The organism is Chitinophaga sp. 9-1-y, from assembly GCF_059511905.2.
The window spans coordinates 3335938-3361918 of sequence record NZ_CM197955.1 but is presented as its reverse complement, the minus strand read 5'-3'; the positions used below and the strand labels follow the sequence as shown (position 1 = coordinate 3361918).

Genomic DNA, 25981 nt, shown 5'->3' with positions numbered 1-25981 from the left:
GCAATATGTTATTTTTTTGTGGTAGTGTTTTCTTTTCTGGATATTTTCCAGTAATTTCATTACTCACCAAAGAAAAGGAGGTATTCATGTTATCTACAGCATATTCATGGACACCTGCGATTAATTTAGTTTAATCAAAGGGGGCTCCATCAAAGAGTCTGTTAACGCTTTGGCGTTAAAGGCATCCCGGCTTTGCCAGGATGCCTTTTTCATGGTAGCAGTTGCCTGCATTGCTTTGCTTCCCTGGGTAATATCTTGCCAGCGTCTAGTTGGTCATCTTCAAACCGGTTATGCCCGGTAGATACCTCATCCAGCCATTTTCCATTCCTGAAATAATAATAGCCCTGGAAATTGCTTTCAAAGGCATTAGGGACCCGTTTCCCGGCAACGTTGTAGTGGGGACCGAAGAATTCGTTATAAACAAAAATGAGGGCGTTGTGATGATAGTAGTAAACAAATGTTTCCTTGCCTTCCTTATCATGTCCCTTCAATGTGATTTTTACCAGAGTGCTGTCTTTATAATAACCTGTTAATTCCTTGGTTTTTCCATAGGCCGGCAAACGGGAAAGATCCCCGCTGGCAGCTACTTTACGGAGAGACGCGTCGTTGTCAATCTGCTTACAGATTTTATTGATAGGCACGGTATTTTTATTGACCACCTGGCACCAGGCGGTAATACTGTTAATAAGACAGCCCACGAATAACAAACCGAAGAAAAACTTCATACCAGGCTTTTAGAAAAGATAGTGATTTTTTGTAGGAGTGGAAGGAAGCTACTGTAGTGATTTTGCAGATATGGAAAATATTATTATATCTTTGCACCCGAAATAAATTTTGTTTAACCCAAAAAATCAAAACCCATTTTATGGCTTTTATTATGGTGGACGTGGAAAGCGATGGCCCCATTCCAGGTGACTTTTCCATGATCTCTTTTGGCGCTGTTCTCGTCAATGAACCCTTGAATCAAACCTTTTACGGTCAGTTGAAACCCATTTCCGACAAGCATGTGCCGGAAGCATTGGCGGTATCCGGCCACACCCGCGAAGACACCCAGCGCTTCGATGATCCGGCAACCGTGATGCTGAATTTTAAAAACTGGATTACTTCCGTGAGCCGCGACCGGCCTATGTTTATCAGCGACAACAACGGCTTCGACTGGATGTTTATCTGCTGGTACTTTCATCATTTCCTGGGAGAAAACCCTTTTGGATTCAGTTCCCAGAACCTGGGCAGCTTGTACAAGGGTATGATGAAAGACACGTTTACTACGTTTAAACATCTCCGGAAAACCCGGCATACCCATCATCCGGTAGACGATGCCAAAGGCAATGCCGAAGCACTACTTACGATGAAAAAAGAAATGGGACTGAAAGTGAAGTTTTAATGGCCTGTGGTGGAAAAATCCACAACAGGCCCCTTATGATTATCGCAAACGTTTTACAGGATTCACCAACCCCGCCCTGATAGCCTGTGAGGCAATAGTTACCCCTGCAATCACCACCTGTATTATTTGAGTTTGTTTTTTCTCAGGGAATATTTGTAAAAGTCTTCTACCTTTTTTCGCGCCCATGGCGTTTTACGCAGGAACTTCAAGCTGCTCTGTACAGATGGATTGCTGGTGAAACAATTAATCCTGATCTGTTCTCCCAGTTCTTCCCAGCCATAACTCTCGTAGAGATGCGTTACTATTTTCTCTAAGGTAAGCCCGTGCAGCGGATCATTGGATTTTTCTGGTGTTTGCATATTTTTCCGTTTAATGCCCCAAAGGTAGGGAATAAGTTACAGCGAAGCCCGCATGGTTACATAAAACGGTACTTCAATCTGTGCCCTGGAATGATCCAGGATCAGTTGTGCCGCCATTTCCCCCATACATTTGAAGTCGGTGGAAATAGTAGTGATACCGTTCAGAATGAATTTTTTTAGTGGCGTTTCATTATAGGAAATAACGCCCACATCTTTTCCTATCTGCAAATTCAAAGAAATAATTCTTTCTATCAGTAATACCAGGTCATTTTCCCGCAGGTTAATATATACATCTCCCGGTTGTATATCTTCTATTTCAATCTCATTGACCTTTTTACTGTTGAACGCATAATTCTGACAGAACTGTACAAACCCTTCATAGATTTCTTCCGGGTAATAGGTGTTCTCCGGGTAAATAATTTTCAGGGTATGGTACTGCTGCAGCTTATCCCTGGCTTGTTCCAGGGCACCATAAATATCTTCCTGGAAATTTTCATACACTGCGCCATATTCACCGGTAACCCCCTTCAGTTTTTTATCGAGTAAAATCAGTTTCTCTTTGGGGATGGTGTTAATCACTTCATCTACGTGCTCCCAGCGTTCCCGGAAATGCGGAAGGATGACGATATGTGTATATTCCTGTATGTTGTCCGACAAGAGTTTTTTAAAGAGGCTAAAGTCGCTGTTATAAATATAGAAATCGATGTTGGCCTGTTCTCCTAATTTATCCGCGAAGGAGTCATAAATGATTTTTTTGTGTTCGCTCAGTTTATTGAATAGGAGTAGTATCTTGTATTGCTGGTCAAGATTGGTATGTTGTACGTAGTATCCTTTACCTGGCACGGACCCCAGTATCCCCAGGCCTTTGAGATATTTGTAGGCCTTTTCTGCGGTATCTCTTGATATTTCAAACGCATAGCTGACTTCATTGATGGACGGCAAAATATCGTCCTGTTGTACTTTCTGATCTACAATAGCTTTAATAATGGAGTTGGCCAGCTGGAAATACTTAGGAGTGGCAGAGAAGTCATCTATAAAAAGGTATTTAAAAATCGGATGTTGTTTCATGCGCAGTAGGTGTTAGTCCCGTGGAATTTGCTGTCAGCAACTTTTCCCGACAATGATAGTCATTTAATTCAACAATTGGTAGCCGATATTGGAAGCATGACAGTGCATGACAGTTTGAAATGATACAAGCTTTATTTTTATGAAACATTAGTTTTCCACGTTACAAATTACATACTTGTTATGCAGGCTTTACTGGGTGTTTTATTCCACTTTATCGGGGGATTTGCCTCCGGGAGTTTCTATATCCCTTATAAGAAAGTGAAGGGATGGAGCTGGGAAAGCTACTGGATCGTGGGAGGAATATTCTCCTGGCTGGTAGTGCCGCTGGTGGCTGCCTGGCTAACGGTCCCCGGCTTTATGGGTATAATAGGCAGTACTGAAGGTCCTGTACTTTTCTGGACCTATTTCCTGGGCGTATTATGGGGCATTGGTGGATTAACCTTTGGGTTATCGATGCGCTACCTGGGCATGTCATTAGGAATGGCGGTTGCCCTGGGATTCTGTTCTGCTTTCGGAGCGCTCATACCACCCATTTACCGTGGCTTATTTACCAGTGATCCGAATACATTCGGCGCCATGCTGCATTCCACCAAAGGTTTGTTTGTATTGATGGGCGTAGTGGTATGCCTGGCAGGTATTGCTATCTGCGGCAGGGCAGGGGTATTAAAAGAACGGGAGTTGTCTGAGGAACAAAAAACAGCCGCTATAAAGGAGTTTAACCTGCGTAAAGGATTGATCGTGGCTATTATTTCGGGTATCCTGAGCGCCTGCATGAGCTTTGCCATTTCCGCAGGAGGCAGCATGGGAGAAGCTGCCGTAGCTAACAATGTGAACCCATTGTTCAAGAACAATGTTATTTTTGTAATCATCATGCTGGGTGGGCTCACTACCAACTTTACCTGGTGTATGATCCTCAATAGGCGGAATCAGTCGTTCAACGATTACACGAATAAAGAAACACCGTTGGTCAGGAATTATCTCTTTGCTGCGATCGCCGGTACTACCTGGTTCCTGCAATTTTTTTTCTATGGTATGGGAGAAAGTAAGCTGGGAAATGATGCCAGCTCCTGGATCCTGCACATGGCCTTTATTATTCTCATCTCCGGCATGTGGGGTTTTGTGTTGAAGGAATGGAAGAACGCCAGCAGTAAAACATTCGCTACTATTTCCCTGGGTATATTTACCATCATTCTTTCTGTTGTACTGGTGGGATATGGTAATTCATTAACCAATTAAACGCTAAAATTTTATATAGTATGTCTTTAGATAGAATTACCACGCAATTCAGGCATGTCAGTTATTTATGGGACGAAGCAACGGCAGCTGGTATGGCGGGCGATGAAGTTGCCCTCCTGATCTATCGCTCCAATTTACTGGGGGCCGACCTGCGGTTAACAAATTACGGCGGCGGTAACACTTCCTGTAAAGCCATGGCCAAAGACCCGCTGACAGGCGAGCCGGTAGAAGTAATGTGGGTAAAGGGTTCCGGCGGCGACCTCGGTACCCTGAAAAGAAATGGTTTGGCAGCGTTATATGTTGATCGCCTTCGCAGCCTGCAGCATATCTACCGCGGCATTGCTCACGAAGATGAAATGGTGGAGTTATTTAATCACTGCATCTACGACCTCAGTTCCAAAGCTCCTTCTATTGATACGCCACTACACGGATTTCTTCCGTTCAAACATATTGATCACCTGCACCCTGATGCAGCTATTGCTATTGCCGCAGCGAAAGACGGGAAAAAAATCACACAGGAATTATTCAATGGCACCATCGGTTGGGTGCCCTGGCAAAAGCCCGGATTCGACCTGGGACTGCAACTGAAACAATGCCTCGATGAAAATCCGGGTATCCGTGGTATCATGCTGGGGTCACACGGACTATTCACCTGGGGTGATACCGCTTATGAAAGCTATATTAATACCCTCGAAGTAATAGAACGTTGTGCCATTTATCTTGAGGAAAACATAGGACGCACAAAACCGGTGTTTGGAGGCGCAAAAATCGCTTCGTTGGCGCCAGAACTACGCAAGGCCCAGGCGGCTGCTTTGGTGCCGGTTTTACGCGGTTACTGCTCGTCTCAGCAAAAAATGGTGGGACACTTCACCGATGATCCCCGCGTACTCGAATTTATCAATTCCCGGGACCTCGACCGCCTGGCGCCATTAGGTACCAGTTGCCCCGATCATTTCCTGCGTACTAAAATAAGCCCCCTGGTACTGAACCTCGCTCCGGATGCTTCCCTGCAGGAGGTAGACGCTGTGAAAACCAGCCTGGCGCCACTGTTTGATGCTTACCGGGAGATGTACCGCAACTACTATAATACCTGCAAACACCCGGATAGCCCTGCTATGCGGGATCCTAACCCCGTAGTGATTCTGTACCCGGGCATAGGGATGTTTACTTTCGCGAAAGACAAACAAACAGCCAGGGTAGCGGCAGAATTTTATATCAACGCCATTAATGTAATGAAAGGAGCGGAGGCTATTTCGGAATATACATCCCTGCCGCGACAGGAAGCATTTAATATTGAATACTGGTTACTGGAAGAAGCCAAACTGCAACGTATGCCTAAACCGAAAGCACTTACCGGCCGTATAGCCCTGGTAACAGGCAGCGCCGGCGGTATCGGGAAAGCCATTGCGAAAAAGTTTGCAGAAGAAGGAGCAGTAGTAGTGATTAATGATAATGATGAACAGCGACTCGCTACCGCCATAGAAGATTTTAATAAATTATTCGGGAAAGATGTGTTTGCGGCAGACTTGCTGGATGTAACAAATGCTGCGTCGATCCATCAGACCTTCAATACAGCGGTGCTGGCTTTTGGCGGCGTAGACATTATTGTAAACTGCGCAGGACTCTCTATTTCCAAACCTTTGGAAGATCACACAGAAAAAGATTGGGACCTGTTATATGATGTGCTGGTAAAAGGACAATTCCTGGTAACACAAACCGGGGTGGACATCATGCGTAAACAGGGTACCGGTGGCGATGTGCTTAATATCGTCAGCAAAAACGCACTCGTTTCCGGCCCTAACAATGCCGCCTATGGTTCTGCTAAAGCCGCCCAGTTACACCTGAGCCGCCTCAATGCTGCCGAACTGGGAAAAGATCGTATACGCGTTAACGTGGTGAACCCGGATGCCGTTATTTCCGACAGTAAAATATGGGCCGGCGCCTGGGCGGAAGGCCGCGCCAAAGCCTACGGTGTAAAGGTGGAAGAGCTGCCTGCATTTTACGCCAAACGTACACTGCTAAACGAAATCATCGTTCCTGAAGATATTGCCAACGCCTGCTACGCGTTTGTAAGCGGACTGCTGAATAAAGCTACTGGTAATGTATTGAATGTGGATGGTGGAGTAGCCATGGCTTTTGTAAGATAAAAACCCTGTTTTATTGGGGGTGAAAAACGATCATTATGCAATTGACATCCTATAAAATAAACGAACATAACCAGGTATTGTTACCCGCACATGAACGTGCTTTCAACTACCTGGCAAGTGAAATACCCCATGCAGCGGCTATTGTGCAGCAACTGGCGGATTTCCAGGTAGCCATTCCCAGCTGGGCGCTCGGAACGGGTGGCACCCGGTTTGGACGCTTCCCCGGCGGCGGAGAGCCCCGCAGCCTGGAGGAAAAAATAGCCGACGTGGGATTACTGCACCAGCTGAATCAATCCAGTGGCGCTATCTCCCTGCACATTCCCTGGGATGTACCGGATAACCCGGCACACATCAAAGCCGTGGCGGCGCAACACGGACTTCGCTTCGATGCCATGAATTCCAATACTTTCCAGGATCAACCAGGGCAAGCATTTAGCTATAAATTTGGCTCACTACAACATGTCAGCAAGGACGTGCGTAAACAAGCCATTGAGCATAATATTGCTGTCATAGAACAAGGCGTGGCACTTGGCGCTGATGTACTGTCAGTATGGTTATCCGATGGCTCCTGTTTTCCGGGACAACTGAATTTCCGGCATGCATTTCAGCACACACTGGAAAGCCTGCACGAAATTTACGCCGCCCTGCCTGATAACTGGAAGATATTTGTAGAGTACAAAGCGGCAGAACCCAACTTTTATTCCACTACGGTAGGCGACTGGGGACAGTCGCTGCTGTTTGCCAATAAACTGGGCCCGAAAGCCTATTCCCTGGTAGATTTGGGCCATCACCTGCCCAATGCCAACATCGAACAAATTGTATCGCTGCTGCTCATGGAAGGCAAACTCGGTGGCTTTCATTTCAACGATTCCAAGTTTGGCGATGATGACCTTACCGTTGGCAGCATCAAACCATACCAACTGTTTCTGATCTTCAACGAACTGGTGGAAGGCATGGATGCCCGCAATATGACACATCATACTGACCTGGCCTGGATGATAGATGCCTCGCATAATGTGAAAGATCCGCTGGAAGACCTGCTGCAGTCGGTAGAAGCCATCATGATCAGCTATGCACAGGCCTTGCTGGTAGACCGTAAGCAATTATATACGGCACAACAAAACAATGATGTGGTAACGGCACAGGAAGTATTGCAACAAGCCTTTCGCACTGATGTGCGCGCCCTGGTAGCAGCAGCCAGACTGCAGGCAGGCGGTGCCTTGCAGCCACTCGCACTGTACCGGGCAGAGAAAATAAGAGAACAACTGATCCGGGAAAGAGGTAATAAAGTAATGGCCACCGGCCTGTAATTTCAAAAGTATTTATGAGCGAAATTCCCGTTATAGCCATCTTTGATGTTGGTAAAACCAACAAGAAACTGTTTCTCTTTGACGAGCAGTACCAGCTTGTCTTTGAGCGGACAGCCCGTTTTACGGAAACCGTGGATGAAGATGGAGCGCCCTGTGAAAACCTGGAAAGTCTTCGTCTCTCTGTATTTGATTCTTTGAGAGAAGTATTCCGAAGAAAGGATATCGTGATCAGGGCAATTAATTTTTCTACCTATGGCGCCAGCATGGTGTACATAGATGAAGCGGGGCGCCCATTAACACCACTGTACAATTACCTGAAAGAATATCCGGTGGCATTACGGGAACAGTTTTATCAAGCTTATGGTGGAGAGAAAAAAGTCTCTGTACAAACGGCATCGCCGGTATTGGGAAGTCTCAACTCCGGTATGCAGCTGTACCGGCTGAAATATACGCAGCCGGCCATTTTTCAGCAAGTAAAGTATGCGCTGCATTTGCCCCAGTATATGAGCTACCTGCTTTCAGGTGTGGCTTGTTCTGATATTACCAGCATCGGATGCCATACCAATTTGTGGAACTTTCAACAACAAGACTATCATACGTGGTTGATAAAGGAGGGGGCGCTGGAAAAGCTGGCGCCTCTTTTATCGTCTACCGCTGTGATGCCTGCTGCATTTCCGGGGAATAACTACGCGGTCGGCACTGGTTTGCACGACAGCTCTGCCGCATTGATTCCCTACCTCCTGAACTTCCAGGAGCCATTTGTATTGATATCTACCGGTACCTGGTGTATCAGTCTGCATCCGTTTAATGATACACCACTCACCGAAGAAGAGCTGGCCGCCGACTGTTTATGTTACCTGACCTTCCAGGGTAAGCCGGTGAAGGCTTCCCGCTTATTTGCCGGGTATGAACATGAACAACAGGTAAAGCGGATAGCAGCGCACTTCAATCAGCATCCGGGTCATTATCGCAATATCGTTTACGACGGAAATATTATCCGGCAATTGAAAGAAAAGAATAAGCAGGATCAGCTGTTGCGAAGACCGGATCCGCAGCTATCCGAAGCTTCTGTATTCGGGCAGAGAGACCTGCATACCTTTGCTTCTGATACCGAAGCCTATCATCAATTGATGCTCGATATCGCCAACGAACAATGCATTGCCACGCAAAGAGTGCTCAACGGAGCGCCCGTGAAACGTATATTCGTAGACGGTGGCTTCAGCAAAAATGTGATTTATATGAATTTGCTGGCCATACATTTTCCGGAGATAGAAATCTTTGCTGCATCCATGGCGCAGGCCACTGCCATGGGAGCGGCACTCGCTATCCATACTGCCTGGAATAGCCAGCCATTACCTAACAACCTGATAGAATTGAAATATTATTCGGTCACACATGATGTAACTTTATAGACTTTTCATTACTATTATGGTCAATAATTATTCTATGCGTGCCCTCATTATTTTTCTCCTCAGCTTTGTTAGTTTTTTATCCCATGCGCAAAATATAATGCCCTTGTATCCTGGTCTGCCACCCGGTGGCATTGCTACACCGGATGAAGAGGTCACCGATAAGGAAAACAACCGTATGCGTACCAGTGTACCCACGGTCACGGCGTATATACCGGCCAAAGACAAAGCTACCGGTACCGCCGTATTGATTTGCCCGGGAGGGGCCTACGGTGGTGTGGTACTGCAAAAGGAAGGCATCAATTTCGCTGAATACTTTGTGAAACAAGGCATTGCCGCCTTTGTTCTCAAATACCGGCTGCCAGCTGATAACATCATGACGGATAAAAGCAGCGGCCCCCTGCAGGATGCACAGGAAGCAATGAAAATGATCCGCGCACATGCCAAAGAATGGAATATTGACAGCAACCGGGTAGGTATCATGGGCTTTTCTGCCGGCGGCCACCTGGCATCTACCGTAGGTACTCATTTTGATCGCCCCGTGTTGGCCGCCAATGCAGGACTTAACCTGCGTCCGGATTTTATGATCCTCATATATCCGGTGATCAGCATGGAAAAGAATCTCTCACATCCCGGTTCCCGGAAACGTTTACTGGGAGAACATCCGGATGAACTCACCGTTAAATACTACTCCAACGACCGGCAGGTAACACCGCAAACACCACCCACCTTATTATTTCATACGGAAGACGATAAAACAGTAGACGTAGATAATACCTTACTGTTTTACCAGGCTTTGCGCCACCAGCATGTGCCCGCAGAAATGCATGTCTATCCGGAAGGCGATCACGGTTTTGTACTGAAGCTGCCCATTGATGTATGGATGCAAACCGTGATGAAATGGTTGGGCCGCACTGGCATGCTGAACCCGGATAACCCGCTCTTACAGGGAGGTACAGGACAGTTATACTAACCCGGTTTTGTAACGGAGAAGTATACACGATTACTAAATGGTAAACAGCAGTTGGAGATTAAAGCCCTGGCGCAGAGGAATTATTCATTGTCCCAGTAGCATCCGTAGTTTGCGATTAAATTCGCCTACTTTAACCCCCAGTGGTTCAAAGAAATCTCTGTCGAACTGCTCTACTATTTTGATGGCCTGTCGCGTTATCTTGTCTCCGGCAGCCGTTAGCGCTACTGTTTTGGCGCGGGTGTCCGTGGCATGTTCCTTTCTTTCCAGGAACCCTTTTGTTTGCAGGGTACGCAACACCGTAGAGGTGGTCATGGGATCTATTTTCGAATGGGCGGAGAGCAGGATTTGCGTTACCGGTTCGTGCTGCTGTGAGAGCCACATAATACTGGCCAGCAGCACAAACTGGGAATGCGTAAGGTCGTATTTTTCCAGCGCTTTCCGGATCTCCCTTTGCCATAAGCTGGTTACCTGCCATAACAGGAATCCAGGGCTTTCCTCCGCTGATGCTACAGTAAAGACATTATCCTCTTTTTTCATCTTCCCTTTTTTTCTCCAAAAGTAATTATAGTTTGCTCGCTACCCGCACCTGGTTTTCCATTTCTTCCGGTAAATGATTCACAATATCCTGCGCTACTATCTTCTTCCACAAAAATCCTAATACGCCAGATACGGTCATCGTAACGGTTATTTTCAAACCTTCGGGTGTTTCTTCAAAGGTGTGTGCCCCGTACATTTTAGCCAACGGGAAGCGGGTGAGGTCTACAAATTTTTTGTTGGGAACAGTTTCCCATAACTGGATTTTCACCCTGGGACCATTTTTCGGTTTCAGCAGGAAGTAATTACCCTGTTCGAACTGGCCATCCAGTTTGGCATATTCAATGCCGCTATCCCAGGTATGCCAGTTATTGACGTCTGCAAATAGTTTCCACATTTGTTCTTTGGTAGCTTCCTTAGTGACGATAGTGTGAGATTGTGACCACATAAACTTGTTTTTTGAAGTAAGTAATTATTTATAAGTGCAAATATAATAAGTACACTTATAATAATCAAATTTATTATTTCGGATAAGAATAGGTATCTTATCTGGTTACTTAATCGCATCAATAGCTTTTTTGCTTTCTGCCTTCAGCTTTCTGCTTATTTATACCTGCGGGTGCTCCCAGGGGCCACGGTAGGGGCGTTGTAACAGCGCTGTAGCAGCGGGATCGCCGGTAATAATACGTTTATGTGGATCATATACCACGGGTCGGCCGGTTTGAAGAGAGATATTAGCAAGAATGCAGCTGGCAGTGGAAATATGACCTTCTTCAATATCCGCCACGGGCTTGCTGCCATTTTTAATAGCACCCAGGAAGTTAAGCATATGCAGGCGGGTAGCCGGTGCCGCATTCAGTTCAATAGCGGGTTCAGTGAGGTCTTCCGGGTACTTTTCCTTTTCGTATACTACATCCCGGTGGATAGGGGTACCATTGCCTTCCGGGATAAAGTCGTAAGACATGGTGCTGGCAGCGAGCGTACCTTTTTCTCCATACAGCTTAAATGACCACGGATATTTGGGATCAGCCGGTGTGCCCCAGGTCCGGTGTTGCCATACGCAGTTAAGTCCATCGTATTCAAAAATGGCGGACTGGGTGTCAGTAATATTAGACTTGCCTTCTTTTTGAACGTAAATGCCACCAGTGGAGCTGATGCGCCTGGGCCATCCCAGTTGCAGCATCCAGCGCACGGTGTCGAACATGTGGATACACATATCGCCCATAATACCATTACCATATTCCATGAAAGTGCGCCACCATCGCACATGTGGTAATCCATCAAAAGGACGCAGGGGAGCGGGCCCGGTCCACATGTCGTAGTCGAAGTAATCCGGTACCGCTTGCACCGGCGGGTTGCCATTGTTACGCATATGATAGTAGCAGCACATTTCTACATGGGATACCTTCCCCAATAATCCGGCATCTACAATATTTTTTTTAGCGTCTATGAGATGGGGAGTACTTTTCCGTTGGGTGCCTACCTGAACCACCCGGTTATATTTACGGGCCGCTGCCACCATGGCTTCTCCTTCTATTACATCCACACTGATGGGTTTTTGTACATACACATGTGCACCTGCCTGCAGGGCAGCTATCGTTTGTAAGGCATGCCAGTGATCCGGCGTACCTATCAATACAATGTCCAGTTCATTTTCCGATAATAATTTGCGGTAGTCGGTATATAACTTCGGCGTAGCACCGGAAGCCTGCCGTTTCCGGACCATGTCGCCTGCTGCCTGCAACATTTGTTTGTCAACGTCACATAAGGCAACCACCTGTACGGGCGCTACCTGGATAAGGCGAAACAAATCGCTTTTACCGTACCAGCCAGTGCCAATGAGGGCTACACGATAGGGCTTGTCCGGATAAATGAAGTCGAGTGCGCTGGCGCCTATGGCCGCAAGTGCGAGGGAGGCCGTGGCCCCTTTCAGAAAGCGACGGCGTGCAATGTTAAAATGCTCCATAATCGTGGAATGGTTTACAATAAGAAATAGGTGTCCTGTAATCAACAGGACAGAAAGATAGTCAATCAGGCGAAGAAATTATAGCCTGCGAATAATATTACTAAACCAGTTCTCGTCCATTAAATTCTTTTGGTAGGACGGCTAACGCCGCTACCGCCGTTAAGGGTTACATGGACAGGACGTGTGGCAAAATATGATGAGGAATAAACCGCATCAGGCCAGTGTCTCCATCAATATTTTAGCCACTTCCGCAGACGATGCCGGGTTCTGGCCGGTAATCAGCAGCCCGTCTTTTAATGCATACGGATGCCAGTCTTTTCCCTTGCTGTAAATGCCTCCGAGTTTTTTCAGTTCATCTTCTAACAGGAACGGCACTACGTTGGTAAGTTGTACCGCTTCCTCTTCAGTATTACTGAACCCGGTTACCTCTTTTCCTTTTACCACCGGGTTACCCTGTGCATCTTTCACTTTTACCAGTGCCGCCGGTGCATGGCATACAAAGGCGATGGGCTTATGCTGCTGGTAAAATGATGCTATAAGTGCGATGGAACTGGGATCGTTTGCCAGGTCCCATAAAGGACCATGACCACCAGGATAAAATACGGCATCATAGTCAGTTGCATCTACTTCGTTTAGTTTTACGGTATGCGCCAGTTTTTTTTGCAACGCTTCATCCCGTTTAAAACGATTGGTGTCTGCTGTCTGAAATTCGGGCAGTTCACTTTTGGGGTCAATGGGAGGTTGACCACCTTTCGGAGAGGCCAGTGTGATGGCTGCACCAGCATCTGCCAGCACATAATACGGCGCCGCAAATTCTTCTATCCAGAAGCCTGTTTTGTGGCCGGTGTTTCCCAGTTCATCGTGCGATGTCAATACAATTAATACCTGCATGGAACCAAATTTTAAAGGGTGTACTATGTTAACAAAAAAAAGGCCACCGATGTTTATCGGCGGCCGTAGATAGGATATGGAACATCAGTATTGAGACGGAAAATTGTATGGCATCCAGCCAGGTAAACGGCTTAATTCCGTTTTTACGGTGCTGCTGACAGGAATGCCCAGGCTTCAAAGAACGGCGCCAGGTTGCGTCCGGTGACTTCAGAAAACGTTTTGACCCATAGGTCGCGTTTGTCTTCCTCTTTTTTGACATAGTTGCCATCGGGTCCTTCGGGACCAGTTCCATTTCACCGGCTACAACCAGGTTCCATAATGCCATGATATAATGCCTATTAAGTTAATACTAACCCTGGAGGTTATACGATTTTTTTTAATCAAGATAAAAAAGTAGGGAATACAACAGGTGAACCCGCAAAGGGGACGTATATTTATCACCTGAATATCTCCTGTCTATGAATAAATACCTGCTGTATTGTCTCCTGCTACTGGGTTGTGTAGCCTGTAATAACCGTAGCGAAGTGCCATCATCTCTTACTCATTTGCTGCCATCTGAATTTTTTAATATCGATACCCGGATCGATACGGTGCTGAAAACAACCAAGGGCGCCAACATCTATATCAAAGCCGGTGCTATCAGTACTAAAAACGGGCATACGGTAAAACTGGAAGTGAAAGAAGCCTATACGATTGCTGATATCGTGAAGGCGGGATTATATACCAAAAGTAACGGGCAGCCATTGAGTAGCGGCGGCATGATTTATATAGCGCCGGTAAACCACGACGATGCGGCTATTGTAAAGCCGATAGGAGTAAAGCTACCCACTCCTTTTATCACCAAAGGTATGCAGTTGTTCAAAGGAGAATATACGAAGGACAGTGCGGTCAACTGGACGGGTGCCCAGGATTTGGTGCCGGATGAGCAAACGGCCCGCTTGCAATCAGGGAATATCATATACCAGGAACATTGTACTTCCTGCCATGCCATTGATAGAAAACTAACCGGTCCGCCATTACTGCATACTACCGCCCGCCACTCTTTTCAATGGCTGGAAGATTTTATTGTGGATAACCCAGCGGTGTTGGCCTCTGGTGATTGCTATGCCAATAATCAGTTTAATGAATACAATAAAACATTAATGACAAGGTTCCCTCAATTGCGAGGACAACCTATGCATGACTTGCTGGATTTTATTGAGAATGAAAGCAAACGAATAGATCTGGACGGATATAATAAAACTGGCCGTATAGCCGATAGTTGTACCCTTTATTTAAACGCTGTTCAGAAGTTATATCGTAAAAGAGATGCATTGATATCTGGTAACGGTTCATCAGTAACCGAAAGTAGGGGTATAGTTACTGGTTCCAGGCCCATTCCCCCCGATCCCACAGATAGTATCTCAGATCAGCCTGCCATAGCAACTTCCGGAAACTTTTACAATAAGTATTATAATTTTGAGATAAATACTTTCGGATGGTATAATATAGACATTCCGTTGGAAGACTTGCCCGGTTTCAAAAACTCTAAGTTGAGTGTACGGGTAACCGGAACAGTCAAAGAAAATATCCAGGTGTATTTGGTAATCCCGCAAGACAAAATTTACCTTTTCGGCAGCCTGCTGAAAGGAAGTCAGGAGGAGTACGTTTTTTATAAGGGTGCTGCCGATATACCACTGCCACAAAATCGGAAGGCCTATATCGTTGCTGCAAATGAATCCAGAGATGCGCTATTCTTTGGAGCAGCTGTTTTCGAAACCAGCGAACTTCAACAGTTAACTATTACGGTTGCATCGTCCGATAAAGCAGCCTTTAATCGCTTTACGGAACAACTGGAAAGCACGGGCTTTTCACTGAAAGTAAAGGACGCAAAGAACGCAAAAGATATCCGGGAAGTGGATGACCTGATTAAGGCAACAGAAAAGCTAAAACCCTCCGGAATAGATTGCGGTTGTGGGGGAGATGGGGATACTTCGCGTTTACCGGGATCCCCGGTACCCGCTCCAGGGTTGATACAGCAATAGATTATTCGCATTAGGCGGCGTTTTCTTCACCGGAAACGCCGTTCGTTTTTTATAATAGCTTCTTTCCCGCCTAAGGCTATTGCTTACCGCTCTCCGCCACCTTTCCCCTCACCGCATTTCCCATCTCCCGAAAAAAAATATGGTGAATAAATAAATATTCCTTTACTTTGCGTCATATTGACGTAAACAAATTTTAACACCCTTCAGCTATTATGGAATGGTTAACCCCCACTTAATATCCCGTAATCCTGATAACAACTAAAACGAGATGAAAAAAAGCCATAGAGCGGTGATCGCATACGAAACCCTGGACATTATTGAGGCTGGCTATTATCAAAACCTCCAACAAATATCTGTAGACATCAGTGCTGCATTACGATATACCGTTGCCAATACCGTTCACTACCGACCAGAAGATTTTGATACCGTATTTGCCCAAAGAGATCAGTTGCTGAAAGCAGCGCCTGTTCGGCCGGTGGATATCGCTGTGACGAACGAAACTACCTTTGCAGCAGCACGTCGTTTAATAGTAGACGAAGGTCGCGCTAATGTTTGCTGCCTGAACTTTGCCTCCGCTAAAAATCCGGGTGGCGGATTCCTGGGAGGTGCACAGGCGCAGGAAGAAGCACTGGCCAGGGCCAGCGGGCTGTATGCCTCACTGATATCCAAACGCGCCATGTACGATATTAATCGCGCTAACGATACCTGTTTGTATACAGACAATATGATTTATTCCCCGCTGGTACCCGTTTTCAGGGACGACCGTGATGTCGTGCTGGATGCACCTTACGGGGTATCTGTCATTACTGCACCTGCAGCTAATGCAGGCGCCGTGAAGAACAACGAACGGCACCGGCTACACGAAATTGAAGGCGTAATGCTTGCGCGGATCGAAAAGGTTTTGTCAGTAGCAGTAGCCAATAAACAAACGACCATTATCCTGGGAGCCTGGGGCTGTGGCGTATTTCGGAACAATCCGGTGGAGATAGCGAACTGGTTTGCACAGCATATACAGGAGAATGAAACGTTCAAAAATGCATTTGAAAAAGTAGTATTTGCGGTGTATGATACATCAGAACACCGTCTTAACCTGGAGGCCTTTAAAAATAAATTTACACCACATGCCGTATAGTAACCAATGGCTCATCGCAAAGTATGAAGCCAAAGAGAAAATAAAATTCCTGTTTTTCTGGGGCCACCGCGCAGCAGCCGACGGCAGCGTTACCCAGAGCTGTTTTAGTCAGTGGTGGCCGGCCGCGTTTACGGTTGACCGTCGTACCTATGCCACCGCCGAACATTGGATGATGGCAGGTAAAGCCAAACTTTTCGGAGATCAGGATATCTTTGAAAAAGTGTTACAGGCAGGATCGCCCGCACAGGCCAAGAAACTGGGCCGGCAGGTGAAAAATTTTGACGCCGCCGCCTGGGATGCCCATAAATTTGACCTGGTAGTAGCCGGAAATTATCATAAATTTTCGCAACACCCGGCATTGAAAACTTTTTTACTAAACACACATGACCGCGTATTGGTAGAAGCCAGTCCCCTGGACCGTATCTGGGGCATCGGTATGGCCGCCACCAACGAACATGTACAGAACCCCTTACAGTGGCGGGGACATAACCTGTTAGGTTATGCACTCATGACCGCAAGGGATCAATTGAAATCACATGAACATAAAATCAATCAGTAAATTCCTGAGTCTTATTCTCCGGCATAACCCGGAAACCATACAACTTACACTGGACGACCATGGCTGGGCGGATGTAGCCACCCTGCTGCAACAATGCAAAGCCCATGGCCGCAGCATTACTTTTGCGGAACTGGAAATAGTAGTCGCCGAAAATGATAAGCAACGCTTCGCTTTTAATGAAGATAAAACCCGCATCCGCGCTAACCAGGGGCATTCCATCAACGTATCGCTGGACCTGCCACAAGCCACGCCGCCGGAATTCCTCTATCATGGCACCGTTCATAAATTTATGAAAGCCATCAGAACAAATGGGCTGCAAAGAATGAACCGCCATCATGTACATCTGTCAGAAAACCTGGGTACCGCTGAAAATGTAGGCAGCAGGAGAGGAGTCGCTAAAATATTAACTATTTGCAGCGGACAAATGCATCGGGATGGGATTCCGTTTTATGTATCCGCCAATGGAGTTTGGCTTACAGACGAAGTACCGGCAAAGTATATTCAGTAATATCTTATCTTGCGTAGATTGTAGCAAGAATTGAGCAGGAGAGATATTACTTTTGCGGCCACTATCAACCACAAGCCATTATATTATGTCAAAGAAACTCTATCAACACATCGATAAAACAATCCTGAAAGGACTGCCTAACCCCTCTAAGGAAAAGTATGAGATGAAGATAAAAGTACCAGAGTTCACTTTCCTCGGCGTGCAGGAACAGCCAGATTTTGCAAAGTTATATATCACCTTCTATCCAAAGAATAAGATCATAGAACTGAAGTCCCTCAAGCTGTACGTTTATCACCTGCGTGATATCATCGTGTCTTATGAGCGCCTCATTAACATTATCTATGATCACATGATGGAAGTGTACGAGGCAGATCGCCTGCGCATAACGCTGATCTGTAACCCACGCGGAGGGATCAGTTCCAAACTGGTAATAGATTCCGACTGGAAAGACAGGGGCGGCGATGAACGCTTTAAAGACTACCCGGAGCGCGATGACGAATGGGGCATATTGATGTAAGCTAAAAGCTATTTTCGTACTTTTAATAAAAAAAGATATGTCAATAACTACAGAAGCTGAATTGAATGGCATGAAAAGAGTGAGTGACGCAGTAGCCATCACGCTGAAGGAAATGAGACATTATGCCCGCCCTGGTATGACTGCCAGGGAAGTGGATGATTATGGGGGAGGAATTTTAAAGCAACTCGGTGCTAAATCAGCTCCCCGCCTGACCTATGGTTTCCCCGGCTGGACTTGTATCAGCGTGAATAATGAAATTGCGCATGGCATTCCTTCGGAGAAAAAGATATTGCAGGAGGGCGACCTTGTCAACATTGACGTATCTGCAGAACTGGATGGATATTGGTCAGATAATGGTGGATCGTTTGTACTTGGGGAAGACATTCATCAACACCAGGCCCTGGTAGATGCTTCCAAAGCAATCCTTCACAAAGCCATTCACCATATTAAAACAGGTACCCGTGTAGCAGATGTAGGAAAGCTGATTGAGGGCGAAGCCCGTAAATCGGGCTATACCGTGATCCGCAACCTGGCCGGACATGGCGTTGGCCGAAGTTTGCACGAAGCCCCGGACGATATTCTCAACTGTTATGTACGCTTCAACAGAACCCGTTTTAAAAAGAATGCGGTAGTAGCAATTGAAACCTTTATTTCTACCAGCTCGTCCTTTGCCAACCAAAGCAAGGATGGCTGGACATTGATCGGTAACAAAGGTGGCTTCGTAGCCCAGCATGAACATACTATTGTGGTGACCGACCAGGACCCCGTGATATTGACGGCTGCCAATGAAATATGGAATTGATTATTTCAGTTGTAAGGTAACCGCCCGGATATTTTTCCGGTTATCAGTATAGGTAATATGCACCAAATCATTTGCGGTGGCGATTATAGCAGGATAGCTATATTCGCCGCCTTTATGTTTCTCCAGTACATATACATCCTTCCATTGGAGACCATCTACGGAAACAGCCACCCGTAGCTCATTACGGCCATTCGACCAATCTTTTCCACTGGGTGCAGGGTTGTACACCAGCACCTGCAGGCCATCCGGCCGGGTCACGGCATCAATACCGGAATTAGGATTCAACAAAGATAAACCGGTGACCGTACTCCAGCTGCTGCCATTATTGTCGGACCAGCTTTGTGCAATCACATTCTGGCGGCTGCGGAACAAGGCTTGTAACCGGCCATCTGCATGATGAAGAAGGGTAGGTTGAATAATCCCGAATGTATCACATGGCACGGGAACCGCTTGCCACTGATGCCCGGTACTGTCGCTGATTTCCATATGCGATACCCAGATATTGCCCTTCACGCTTTCTGTACTGGACGGATGTAGCAGGCGTCCGTCGGCCAATTGTATACATTTATTTTTAATAGGTCCCAGGATGCCGTCCGGTAGTTTTTCGGGAGAAGACCAGCTTTGGCCGTTGTCCCGGCTGTAACGGGCCATGCCCCACCACTCACGTGGGTTAGGTCCCACCTTATAAAACAAACAAAGCAATCCGGCCCTGGTACGGAACAATACCGGGTTCCAGCAGGGATACCGGAGCTGATCATTAATGATACCATCTGCCAGCTGTACAGGTGGCAGCCATTGATGGTTTTCATAAACGGAACTCCAGATCACCACGTCTTTATTACCTTCCTCTTTACCGCCAAACCAGGCGCTCATCAACCGGCCATCCGGAAGAGCGGTGATCGTAGACGCATGACTGGACGGCGTTACGGGGACCGGCATTATCAGCTGGTTGCTGATCAGGGAGGCCTTCACCTGGGCCTGGAGTGGCACATACAGTACCATCATCCAAAGTAGGGAAATATAGTGTCGCATATGAGTATGGGATATAAGTGTGCCCGTTAAATTAAGGAATGCAAGGGGATTATCATAAAGAATGGTAAATTTGCCGCCTTATGTCATTATATACAACAAAGGGAACCGTTACAATCACCTGTAACAAACGCTTGACACCCTTCCTGGAACAGGAAGTGAAAGACCTGGGATTTGTCGTGGAAGAAACATTCGTTACCGGTGTACGGTTGAATGCTTCTCTCAATGAATGTATCCGTCTGAACCTGAACCTGCGCTGCGCCAGCCAGGTACTTTATAGCCTGAAGCAATTTGAGGCACTCGATGGGGATGAAATATACAGCCAGCTGCATACCTATCCGTGGGAAACGATCCTGCCAGCCGATGGCTATTTCTCCATTACCAGCAATGTGCAGAATGAATCGATCAACAATAGCATGTTTGCCAACCTGCGGGTAAAAGACGCTGTGGTAGACCGTATGCGCGCTAAAACCGGCAAACGCCCTTCCACAGGAGCAGAGCTCACCGGTGCCGTTATTCACCTGTTCTGGAAAAATGAAAACGCAGAAATATTTATAGATACCTCCGGCGATTCACTGGCCCGCCACGGGTATCGTAAAATACCCGGCCGGGCGCCCATGCTGGAAGCGCTGGCCGCATCTACCATCCTGGCCTCCAAATGGGACCGCAAAAGCCCCTTCATCAACCCGATGTGTGGTTCCGGTACCGTTGCCATCGAAGCTGCACTGATCGCCACCAATAGCCGCCCGGGACTTTTCCGCGATAACTATGCTTTCATGCACCTGGATGGCTTTAAGGAAGAAGTATACCTCAACGAAAGAGGCCTGTTGGAAAAACAAATCGTAGAGGTACCTGGTTTGCGCATTATCGCCACAGATCTCAGCGATATGGCCATCGTCAACGCCCGCAAAAACGCCAAGGCAGCCGGTGTGGAAGATCTGATTGAATTCAGGGTATGCGATTTCGCCAGCACAGAAGTACCGGAAGGCGCTGCCGGCGTGGTATATATGAACCCAGAGTACGGTTTACGCTTGGGAGAAATTGAAGCATTGGAAGAAACTTACGGCCGCATTGGTGATTTCTTAAAGCAGAAATGTGGTGGTTATCATGGTTACGTATTTACCGGTAACCTTGAACTGGCCAAGAAAATAGGCCTGAAAGCCAAACGCAGAATAGAATTTTACAACAGTACGATCGACTGCCGCCTGCTCGAATATGAACTCTATGCCGGCACCCGCGATGCACGAAAACTGGCACAGTAGGATAGCTTTTAGCTATTAGCGGTTAGCTTTTAGCAAAATGCAGCGGAGATATAAGCAAAGTAAAATAACACTTACACTTATATCTCCGCTGCATTTTGCTAAAAGCTAACCGCTAATAGCTAAAAGCTGCATTACTAATATTCCTTATTATATTTTGCCGGTTGTGTGTTTACCAGTGAGTCAGCATAATGCCCAAACCCAGCTTGCGTATTTCCTTTTAAATACTCATCGAAAAATAACCGGGAGAGATGTCGGATGTCCTGCTGCCGGCCCTGATCCAAATCACCAATAGAAGGCTGTACCCGCATAGCAATAGCGATCATATCGCTGAAATCTTCATGCCGCGCATGCATAAATTGGATAAAGTATAACGGAGTAGCGGCACTCTGGCGCTGTACATCATAGATGGAATCTACTTTGGGCGGATGCTCGCTGCTCAAATAGCAGTATGGCATCTTAATCTGTTTCGGCATTACGGACGGTATACGCGTTATGTCGTTGTATACCTTATCCCATTCTGCATCCTCTCCATAACGATGTATCTCAGTACCATCAAAAGACAGGAGGCATTTGAAATCAGGGCGCCGCATTGCCGCATTGCTGATGGCACTGCCACCCATGCTCCAGCCCAGCAAGCCTACACGGGAAGTATCTGCCAGAGGTACTTGCGCTAACTGCTCCCGGGTAAACAGAATATCTTTCACCTGTTCCTCCACGTCTGCGGCAGCGGTCATGTAGCCCGGATAAAGTCCTACGGAGCTAACCGCCGCTACAATATATCCCTGCTGCACTAATTCGCGAAACAGGAGTATGTTTTCCCAACTACTGCCATTCATACCGGCAGCATAAATGATGGCAGGATATTTTCGTTTATCCTTCACCGGTAGTGGTGCTGCATAGATTTCAGTATTGAAATGGAATAGCCGGCTGGCGCTATCCAGCTTGCATTCGTGGGCAATGGCATCGGCTATCGCCTGGCTTTCGAGATGACAACTATCCTTAGGCAAACTGTAGTCCAACCGGAGCGCCGCCATATCCAGTATTTCACCAAAGCTCAGCGGATCGGTACCGGTTACTTTGCTGGCCGGATAGAAAAGATCAATTTTTACCGGCCGGAAGTTTTTATCGAAATGACGGGCGCTGTCGTAGGTTTTAATGCTGTAAAGGCCCGTGTAATAAGACTTTGAAGGTGCCGGCTTACAAGAGAAAAAAAATAGTACTGCTACAGGAAGTAAATATAGCTTCATATGGTAGTAAATTATTTATACGGAAGCTAGCACTAAATTTTGCGGCAGGAGGAACCCGGGTGGTACTTTAACTTTTAATTGATGGGGTTACTTATCATGATGTGCATACACATAAAAAGCGCTGCTATGTAAAAGCAGCGCCTATATAAAAGGAGGATGTTTTTATATGACTTCACTTACATTAATAGGCCGGGAGAAACTTTCTTCCAGCGATATAATGGTTTCAGTCCGCTCTATGCCTTTGATATGCTGCAGATCGTCCTGTAAAATCTTCCGCAGTTCCCCGCTATCTTTACAAATAATCTCCGCAAACATGCTATAGGAGCCAGTGGTATAGTTTAACCGCACAATCTGTGGAATCTTTAATAATTGCTTCGCAACACTTTCATACAGGGAACTTTTTTCCAGGTAAATACCAATAAAAGCCAATACGTCATAGCCGATGGCACGGAGGTTTACCTGTAGCCGGGTTCCCTTGATCACGCCCATTTCATGCAACTTCTTAATGCGTACATGAATAGTGCCGCCGGAAACAAACAGCTTCTTTCCTAACTCAGCATAAGAGATCCCGGCATCGGTTGACATCTCCGAGATGATCTGTAAGTCTAATTTGTCAATATTTAATGGGTGGCTCATTTTTGCTATGCAATTTAGATTTTTTTCTAAAATTAGGTATTTTTTTGAAATTATCGCAAAATAGATCAACGGTGTTTTTGGGGTTTAAGCCGGCAAACTACGAAAGCCGGCTGTGGCCGTATATCACTTACTGCCACCGCCGGCTGAATCCCTGTTTTTTTAGTTAAATTTATTCTTCAAAACCTGTTGTCCCTCATAAAACATCCTCCATGAAAGCTAACGTGACGAGTAGAACAGCCCAATATATGGCCCTTTTCAGGGCATTAGAAACTACCCGCCCTAAAAAAGAACGACTTTTTACCGATCGCTTTGCCACCTGGTTTCTTGATGGGGGACTAAAAACCGGTGTATGGTTGTGCCGTATCCCCGGTTGGCGAAGCATGGCGGAGAAGATTATCCGGAAAAAAATACCCGGCGCGTTGTCTTCCGGTATCGCCCGTACGAAATATATCGACGACCTGCTGCAACAATCGGTAGCCAATGGCGCACAACAGGTATTTATCCTGGGCGCCGGCTTTGATACCCGTGGCCTGCGTTTGCCTTTCCTCGAAAATATTAAAGTAATAGAAATAGATCATCCTAACACGGCGGCTTATAAGCTCGCCAAATTGCGGACACATAAAGTGCCGCCCCGGGTATTTTATTACCAGATCGATTTCAACAAACAAAGCCTGGATCAGCTGAGTGCCTTGAATAACTTCGACTTCACCTTGCCAGCTGCCATTATCTGGGAAGGCGTTACCAACTACCTGGATAAAGAGGCGATAGATAATACCTTCGCATTTTTACGACGCTTTGCACCCGGTTCCACGGTCATCTTTACTTATGTGCATCAACGGGTGCTGGATGAACCAGCAGCCTTCTATGGCGGAGAAAAATTATTGCAGGATGTAGCCTCATTGGAGGAGCGATGGACATTTGGTTTTGATCCGGAGGCTTTACCCGCGTATCTGCAGGCCTTTGATTTTGCTTTGGTGGAAGACCTGGGAGCGGAAGCCTACAGGGAGCGCTACCTGCCAGACCGGGGAGAGAAGGGATATGAATTTTACCGGGTAGCCTATGCCCGCCGGATACCAGCTAAGCACGAATAGCGGAGAGTGCGGTTTGTTGCCAGGCTTTTTCCGGGCTCCATCTATATAATTCCCGCCACGTATGCCATTCTTCTACTATAGAAATTCCGCTCAGCAACGTAGTAACGCTCAACCATATACGACTGTGCAACAATATGGCAGGCAAAGGCAAAAAGAAAAGTAGTAAGGAAAGCATGATGTCTCCCATGCGTTCCTGTATAACCACCTGTTTTCCCTGGTTAAAAGGAAACAAGGCGGTGTGACGGGTGGCCTGATGATAAATCAGGTGTAATATGGTCAGGTAAATGGAGATCAGTGATAGTGTTGCCGTAAACATTTGTATGCACTTTTTTACAAATGTAGTGGCGCTCGAAAACGGGATGAATAGCCGGGAGGCAGGCTACCGCGGTTTCCCGGTAAACGCCCGGTAATTCCCGGTAAATAAACCTTTTGCTAGTTTCCTGTGTTCTCATAATGATTTAAGCAAAACAAATCTTATGAAAGCAATCATCACCTCAGCGCTGATAGGCGCGTTATGCATATTGGGGGCATGTGGTACCACTGTGAATATGACAGGTACCTGGAAAGCGCCGGAGGCACCGGCCACCGGATTCCATAATATGTTGGTAGTGGCAGTCACCTCCAAACTGGACGCGCAGCAAATGGTAGAAACCCGGATGGTGGATGCCCTGAAAAAACACGGTGTGGTGGCAGCCCGTGGACTGGAATATTTCCCTCCGAAATTTGATCCGCGGAGTGAAGCCGATAAAGCAGCCACCGCAGATAAAATGAGAGCCGCCGGGTATACTTCCGTACTCGCGGTGTCGTTGGTAAACAAAGAATCAGAATCGAGGTATGTACCTGGTTCCGTATATGCGCCTTATCCTGCTTTCGGCTGGTACGGCCGCTTCTGGGGATATTATGGCTATATGTATAACTCGGTGTATTCGCCGGGATACTATACCACAGATAAAACCTATTTCCTGGAAAGTAATTTATACGATCTTACACAGGATGGCAAACTGGTGTGGTCCGGACAATCGGAAACCTATAATCCCAATAGCCTGGAATCGTTCGCTAAAGCCTTTGCAGCGAAAGTTTCCACGGCACTTGATCACTCAGGATTGCTGCGGAAGTAATCAGTGAGCGTTGTCGTAGTAGGTATTGTCTCTTACTATTTTTCCGTCTTCCACTGTAAACACGGTGCATATAGGCAGCTTCCATTTTTTGCCATCAGGCCCGGTGCCGGAGGATAAGAATTCTACGGTGATATGATTTTTATCGCCATACATCGTCAGTATTTCATCTTGTACATCCGGGAACATTTGTTGTAATTCGCTGTACTTTTGTATGGTTTGTGCATGGGTACGTTGTACGGGTTCCAATCCCAGGGAAGGATCCAGGAATGTTGCGGTATCTTTATAACAAGCTGCCAATCTTGACCAGTTATGTTCATTAAAAGCGTCAAAGAGTTCTTTTACAACTACTGTATTGGCGTTCGCAAGACTGATTTTGCCACCAGGTTGTACGCAGCCAGCAAAGGAAATTGCCAGTATGATGAATAGGTAATTTTTCATCAGGGATGTATTTTGTGCCAGTACAAAATACGAAGAAGCATGCGAAAACCGATTTATAATTTAAATTCGTGCCTTAACTTAAATCAGCATTTATGGAGATGACACAACCTGATCCGGCGTTATTGCAACAGTTGGTGGTGATGAAAATGCCTTTTGGTAAATATAAGGATGTAGTACTTTGTGACCTGCCGGTGAGCTACCTGGAATGGTTTCAACGCAAAGGATTCCCACAGGGTAAGTTGGGCATGCTCCTGGAAACGATGCTGGTGATTAAAATGAATGGATTGTCGCAGTTACTCGATCCCCTGAAAAAGCCACGCTATTAACGTTGAATAAAAGAA

At 46.5% G+C, this 25981-nt stretch carries 28 protein-coding genes and 1 pseudogene; 16 read left to right on the top strand and 13 right to left on the bottom strand.

Annotated elements, in window-relative coordinates:
* Positions 1 to 209: 209 nt before the first annotated feature.
* The gene (locus tag AC5ZC7_RS13315; RefSeq protein ID WP_496161798.1) at positions 210 to 725 is read right to left on the bottom strand and encodes a hypothetical protein; all 516 of its coding nucleotides are present in this window, start codon (positions 723 to 725) and stop codon (positions 210 to 212) included.
* 140 nt (positions 726 to 865) lie between these two features.
* Here AC5ZC7_RS13315 and AC5ZC7_RS13310 point away from each other — a divergent pair, with 140 nt between their 5' ends.
* Positions 866 to 1384, top strand: coding sequence for an exonuclease (locus AC5ZC7_RS13310; RefSeq protein WP_496161797.1), 519 nt, complete (start codon positions 866 to 868; stop codon positions 1382 to 1384).
* A gap of 122 nt (positions 1385 to 1506) precedes the next feature.
* Here the strand turns inward: AC5ZC7_RS13310 and AC5ZC7_RS13305 are convergent, their stop codons facing one another.
* Together AC5ZC7_RS13305 and AC5ZC7_RS13300 are read right to left on the bottom strand one after the other, a co-directional pair.
* Positions 1507 to 1743, bottom strand: coding sequence for a VF530 family DNA-binding protein (locus AC5ZC7_RS13305; RefSeq protein ID WP_496161796.1), 237 nt, complete (start codon positions 1741 to 1743; stop codon positions 1507 to 1509).
* 36 nt (positions 1744 to 1779) lie between these two features.
* The gene (locus AC5ZC7_RS13300; RefSeq protein WP_496161795.1) at positions 1780 to 2811 is read right to left on the bottom strand and encodes a GntR family transcriptional regulator; all 1032 of its coding nucleotides are present in this window, start codon (positions 2809 to 2811) and stop codon (positions 1780 to 1782) included.
* A 180-nt stretch (positions 2812 to 2991) separates the two neighbouring features.
* Between AC5ZC7_RS13300 and rhaT the strand changes: the two genes are divergently transcribed.
* The 5 genes from rhaT to AC5ZC7_RS13275 are packed head-to-tail and all read left to right on the top strand — an operon-like array spanning position 2992 to position 9886.
* Positions 2992 to 4047, top strand: coding sequence for an L-rhamnose/proton symporter RhaT (gene rhaT / locus AC5ZC7_RS13295; RefSeq protein ID WP_496161794.1), 1056 nt, complete (start codon positions 2992 to 2994; stop codon positions 4045 to 4047).
* A gap of 20 nt (positions 4048 to 4067) precedes the next feature.
* Positions 4068 to 6194, top strand: coding sequence for a bifunctional aldolase/short-chain dehydrogenase (locus AC5ZC7_RS13290; RefSeq protein ID WP_496161793.1), 2127 nt, complete (start codon positions 4068 to 4070; stop codon positions 6192 to 6194).
* A gap of 35 nt (positions 6195 to 6229) precedes the next feature.
* A complete protein-coding gene (locus AC5ZC7_RS13285; protein WP_496161792.1) occupies positions 6230 to 7504 on the top strand; it encodes a TIM barrel protein in 1275 nt (424 codons plus the stop codon).
* A 14-nt stretch (positions 7505 to 7518) separates the two neighbouring features.
* Complete coding sequence (locus AC5ZC7_RS13280; RefSeq protein ID WP_496161791.1) at positions 7519 to 8916, top strand: FGGY family carbohydrate kinase; 1398 nt, start codon at positions 7519 to 7521, stop codon at positions 8914 to 8916.
* A 34-nt stretch (positions 8917 to 8950) separates the two neighbouring features.
* Positions 8951 to 9886: a prolyl oligopeptidase family serine peptidase gene (locus AC5ZC7_RS13275; protein ID WP_496161790.1), complete on the top strand. Its 936-nt coding sequence runs from the start codon at positions 8951 to 8953 to the stop codon at positions 9884 to 9886.
* Between the two features lie 84 nt (positions 9887 to 9970).
* Here the strand turns inward: AC5ZC7_RS13275 and AC5ZC7_RS13270 are convergent, their stop codons facing one another.
* The 5 genes and pseudogenes from AC5ZC7_RS13270 to AC5ZC7_RS13250 form a co-directional block, all read right to left on the bottom strand.
* Positions 9971 to 10423, bottom strand: a complete 453-nt coding sequence (locus tag AC5ZC7_RS13270; RefSeq protein ID WP_496161789.1) for a MarR family transcriptional regulator — start codon at positions 10421 to 10423, stop codon at positions 9971 to 9973.
* Between the two features lie 25 nt (positions 10424 to 10448).
* Positions 10449 to 10868, bottom strand: coding sequence for an SRPBCC family protein (locus AC5ZC7_RS13265; RefSeq protein WP_496161788.1), 420 nt, complete (start codon positions 10866 to 10868; stop codon positions 10449 to 10451).
* Between the two features lie 159 nt (positions 10869 to 11027).
* Positions 11028 to 12386 carry a Gfo/Idh/MocA family oxidoreductase gene (locus tag AC5ZC7_RS13260; protein WP_496161787.1) on the bottom strand — a complete coding sequence of 453 codons (1359 nt, stop codon included), beginning with the start codon at positions 12384 to 12386 and terminating at the stop codon, positions 11028 to 11030.
* A 213-nt stretch (positions 12387 to 12599) separates the two neighbouring features.
* The gene (locus AC5ZC7_RS13255; RefSeq protein ID WP_496161786.1) at positions 12600 to 13277 is read right to left on the bottom strand and encodes a DJ-1/PfpI family protein; all 678 of its coding nucleotides are present in this window, start codon (positions 13275 to 13277) and stop codon (positions 12600 to 12602) included.
* Positions 13278 to 13420: 143 nt separating this feature from the next.
* Positions 13421 to 13492, bottom strand: a pseudogene (locus AC5ZC7_RS13250) (hypothetical protein); the annotation flags it as partial.
* Positions 13493 to 13735: 243 nt separating this feature from the next.
* On the opposite strand from AC5ZC7_RS13250, the gene AC5ZC7_RS13245 reads away from it, so the two are divergent.
* The 6 genes from AC5ZC7_RS13245 (at position 13736) to map (ending at position 18819) form a co-directional block, all read left to right on the top strand.
* Entirely contained in the window at positions 13736 to 15301 is a 1566-nt protein-coding gene (locus AC5ZC7_RS13245; protein ID WP_496161785.1) for a c-type cytochrome, read from the top strand.
* A 268-nt stretch (positions 15302 to 15569) separates the two neighbouring features.
* Complete coding sequence (locus AC5ZC7_RS13240; RefSeq protein WP_496161784.1) at positions 15570 to 16433, top strand: TIGR02452 family protein; 864 nt, start codon at positions 15570 to 15572, stop codon at positions 16431 to 16433.
* Positions 16423 to 16992 carry a riboflavin biosynthesis intermediates N-glycosidase gene (gene ybiA, locus AC5ZC7_RS13235; protein WP_496161783.1) on the top strand — a complete coding sequence of 190 codons (570 nt, stop codon included), beginning with the start codon at positions 16423 to 16425 and terminating at the stop codon, positions 16990 to 16992. Before AC5ZC7_RS13240 ends, ybiA begins: the two co-directional genes overlap by 11 nt.
* A complete protein-coding gene (locus AC5ZC7_RS13230) occupies positions 16970 to 17500 on the top strand; it encodes an RNA 2'-phosphotransferase (protein WP_496161782.1) in 531 nt (176 codons plus the stop codon). The genes ybiA and AC5ZC7_RS13230 overlap by 23 nt, the downstream gene beginning before the upstream one ends.
* Before the next feature lie 85 nt (positions 17501 to 17585).
* Entirely contained in the window at positions 17586 to 18017 is a 432-nt protein-coding gene (locus tag AC5ZC7_RS13225; RefSeq protein ID WP_496161781.1) for a preQ(1) synthase, read from the top strand.
* A 37-nt stretch (positions 18018 to 18054) separates the two neighbouring features.
* Complete coding sequence (gene map / locus AC5ZC7_RS13220; protein ID WP_496161780.1) at positions 18055 to 18819, top strand: type I methionyl aminopeptidase; 765 nt, start codon at positions 18055 to 18057, stop codon at positions 18817 to 18819.
* On the opposite strand, the gene AC5ZC7_RS13215 is transcribed toward map, so the two are convergent.
* The gene (locus tag AC5ZC7_RS13215) at positions 18820 to 19851 is read right to left on the bottom strand and encodes an exo-alpha-sialidase (RefSeq protein WP_496161779.1); all 1032 of its coding nucleotides are present in this window, start codon (positions 19849 to 19851) and stop codon (positions 18820 to 18822) included. It abuts the gene before it with no gap.
* A gap of 80 nt (positions 19852 to 19931) precedes the next feature.
* Here AC5ZC7_RS13215 and AC5ZC7_RS13210 point away from each other — a divergent pair, with 80 nt between their 5' ends.
* A complete protein-coding gene (locus tag AC5ZC7_RS13210) occupies positions 19932 to 21110 on the top strand; it encodes a THUMP domain-containing protein (RefSeq protein WP_496161778.1) in 1179 nt (392 codons plus the stop codon).
* Between the two features lie 134 nt (positions 21111 to 21244).
* On the opposite strand, the gene AC5ZC7_RS13205 is transcribed toward AC5ZC7_RS13210, so the two are convergent.
* Both AC5ZC7_RS13205 and AC5ZC7_RS13200 read right to left on the bottom strand, forming a co-directional pair.
* Positions 21245 to 22357, bottom strand: a complete 1113-nt coding sequence (locus AC5ZC7_RS13205) for a prolyl oligopeptidase family serine peptidase (protein ID WP_496161777.1) — start codon at positions 22355 to 22357, stop codon at positions 21245 to 21247.
* 162 nt (positions 22358 to 22519) lie between these two features.
* Positions 22520 to 22993 carry an Lrp/AsnC ligand binding domain-containing protein gene (locus AC5ZC7_RS13200; protein WP_089897409.1) on the bottom strand — a complete coding sequence of 158 codons (474 nt, stop codon included), beginning with the start codon at positions 22991 to 22993 and terminating at the stop codon, positions 22520 to 22522.
* Between the two features lie 209 nt (positions 22994 to 23202).
* Between AC5ZC7_RS13200 and AC5ZC7_RS13195 the strand changes: the two genes are divergently transcribed.
* Positions 23203 to 24084: an SAM-dependent methyltransferase gene (locus AC5ZC7_RS13195; protein WP_496161776.1), complete on the top strand. Its 882-nt coding sequence runs from the start codon at positions 23203 to 23205 to the stop codon at positions 24082 to 24084.
* On the opposite strand, the gene AC5ZC7_RS13190 is transcribed toward AC5ZC7_RS13195, so the two are convergent.
* Entirely contained in the window at positions 24071 to 24400 is a 330-nt protein-coding gene (locus AC5ZC7_RS13190; RefSeq protein ID WP_496161775.1) for a hypothetical protein, read from the bottom strand. The genes AC5ZC7_RS13195 and AC5ZC7_RS13190 overlap by 14 nt on opposite strands.
* A 160-nt stretch (positions 24401 to 24560) precedes the next feature.
* On the opposite strand from AC5ZC7_RS13190, the gene AC5ZC7_RS13185 reads away from it, so the two are divergent.
* Positions 24561 to 25202: a DUF4136 domain-containing protein gene (locus AC5ZC7_RS13185; RefSeq protein ID WP_496161774.1), complete on the top strand. Its 642-nt coding sequence runs from the start codon at positions 24561 to 24563 to the stop codon at positions 25200 to 25202.
* On the opposite strand, the gene AC5ZC7_RS13180 is transcribed toward AC5ZC7_RS13185, so the two are convergent.
* Positions 25203 to 25640 carry a nuclear transport factor 2 family protein gene (locus AC5ZC7_RS13180; RefSeq protein ID WP_496161773.1) on the bottom strand — a complete coding sequence of 146 codons (438 nt, stop codon included), beginning with the start codon at positions 25638 to 25640 and terminating at the stop codon, positions 25203 to 25205.
* A gap of 92 nt (positions 25641 to 25732) precedes the next feature.
* Between AC5ZC7_RS13180 and AC5ZC7_RS13175 the strand changes: the two genes are divergently transcribed.
* The gene (locus AC5ZC7_RS13175; RefSeq protein WP_291924249.1) at positions 25733 to 25966 is read left to right on the top strand and encodes a DUF3820 family protein; all 234 of its coding nucleotides are present in this window, start codon (positions 25733 to 25735) and stop codon (positions 25964 to 25966) included.
* Positions 25967 to 25981 lie beyond the last annotated feature (15 nt).

Coding starts and splice junctions, on each gene's coding strand:
- AC5ZC7_RS13315 (WP_496161798.1), bottom strand. CDS start 725: ATGAAGTTTTTCTTCGGTTTGTTATTCGTGGGCTGTCTTATTAACAGT.
- AC5ZC7_RS13310 (WP_496161797.1), top strand. CDS start 866: ATGGCTTTTATTATGGTGGACGTGGAAAGCGATGGCCCCATTCCAGGT.
- AC5ZC7_RS13305 (WP_496161796.1), bottom strand. CDS start 1,743: ATGCAAACACCAGAAAAATCCAATGATCCGCTGCACGGGCTTACCTTA.
- AC5ZC7_RS13300 (WP_496161795.1), bottom strand. CDS start 2,811: ATGAAACAACATCCGATTTTTAAATACCTTTTTATAGATGACTTCTCT.
- rhaT (WP_496161794.1), top strand. CDS start 2,992: ATGCAGGCTTTACTGGGTGTTTTATTCCACTTTATCGGGGGATTTGCC.
- AC5ZC7_RS13290 (WP_496161793.1), top strand. CDS start 4,068: ATGTCTTTAGATAGAATTACCACGCAATTCAGGCATGTCAGTTATTTA.
- AC5ZC7_RS13285 (WP_496161792.1), top strand. CDS start 6,230: ATGCAATTGACATCCTATAAAATAAACGAACATAACCAGGTATTGTTA.
- AC5ZC7_RS13280 (WP_496161791.1), top strand. CDS start 7,519: ATGAGCGAAATTCCCGTTATAGCCATCTTTGATGTTGGTAAAACCAAC.
- AC5ZC7_RS13275 (WP_496161790.1), top strand. CDS start 8,951: ATGCGTGCCCTCATTATTTTTCTCCTCAGCTTTGTTAGTTTTTTATCC.
- AC5ZC7_RS13270 (WP_496161789.1), bottom strand. CDS start 10,423: ATGAAAAAAGAGGATAATGTCTTTACTGTAGCATCAGCGGAGGAAAGC.
- AC5ZC7_RS13265 (WP_496161788.1), bottom strand. CDS start 10,868: ATGTGGTCACAATCTCACACTATCGTCACTAAGGAAGCTACCAAAGAA.
- AC5ZC7_RS13260 (WP_496161787.1), bottom strand. CDS start 12,386: ATGGAGCATTTTAACATTGCACGCCGTCGCTTTCTGAAAGGGGCCACG.
- AC5ZC7_RS13255 (WP_496161786.1), bottom strand. CDS start 13,277: ATGCAGGTATTAATTGTATTGACATCGCACGATGAACTGGGAAACACC.
- AC5ZC7_RS13245 (WP_496161785.1), top strand. CDS start 13,736: ATGAATAAATACCTGCTGTATTGTCTCCTGCTACTGGGTTGTGTAGCC.
- AC5ZC7_RS13240 (WP_496161784.1), top strand. CDS start 15,570: ATGAAAAAAAGCCATAGAGCGGTGATCGCATACGAAACCCTGGACATT.
- ybiA (WP_496161783.1), top strand. CDS start 16,423: ATGCCGTATAGTAACCAATGGCTCATCGCAAAGTATGAAGCCAAAGAG.
- AC5ZC7_RS13230 (WP_496161782.1), top strand. CDS start 16,970: ATGAACATAAAATCAATCAGTAAATTCCTGAGTCTTATTCTCCGGCAT.
- AC5ZC7_RS13225 (WP_496161781.1), top strand. CDS start 17,586: ATGTCAAAGAAACTCTATCAACACATCGATAAAACAATCCTGAAAGGA.
- map (WP_496161780.1), top strand. CDS start 18,055: ATGTCAATAACTACAGAAGCTGAATTGAATGGCATGAAAAGAGTGAGT.
- AC5ZC7_RS13215 (WP_496161779.1), bottom strand. CDS start 19,851: ATGCGACACTATATTTCCCTACTTTGGATGATGGTACTGTATGTGCCA.
- AC5ZC7_RS13210 (WP_496161778.1), top strand. CDS start 19,932: ATGTCATTATATACAACAAAGGGAACCGTTACAATCACCTGTAACAAA.
- AC5ZC7_RS13205 (WP_496161777.1), bottom strand. CDS start 22,357: ATGAAGCTATATTTACTTCCTGTAGCAGTACTATTTTTTTTCTCTTGT.
- AC5ZC7_RS13200 (WP_089897409.1), bottom strand. CDS start 22,993: ATGAGCCACCCATTAAATATTGACAAATTAGACTTACAGATCATCTCG.
- AC5ZC7_RS13195 (WP_496161776.1), top strand. CDS start 23,203: ATGAAAGCTAACGTGACGAGTAGAACAGCCCAATATATGGCCCTTTTC.
- AC5ZC7_RS13190 (WP_496161775.1), bottom strand. CDS start 24,400: ATGTTTACGGCAACACTATCACTGATCTCCATTTACCTGACCATATTA.
- AC5ZC7_RS13185 (WP_496161774.1), top strand. CDS start 24,561: ATGAAAGCAATCATCACCTCAGCGCTGATAGGCGCGTTATGCATATTG.
- AC5ZC7_RS13180 (WP_496161773.1), bottom strand. CDS start 25,640: ATGAAAAATTACCTATTCATCATACTGGCAATTTCCTTTGCTGGCTGC.
- AC5ZC7_RS13175 (WP_291924249.1), top strand. CDS start 25,733: ATGGAGATGACACAACCTGATCCGGCGTTATTGCAACAGTTGGTGGTG.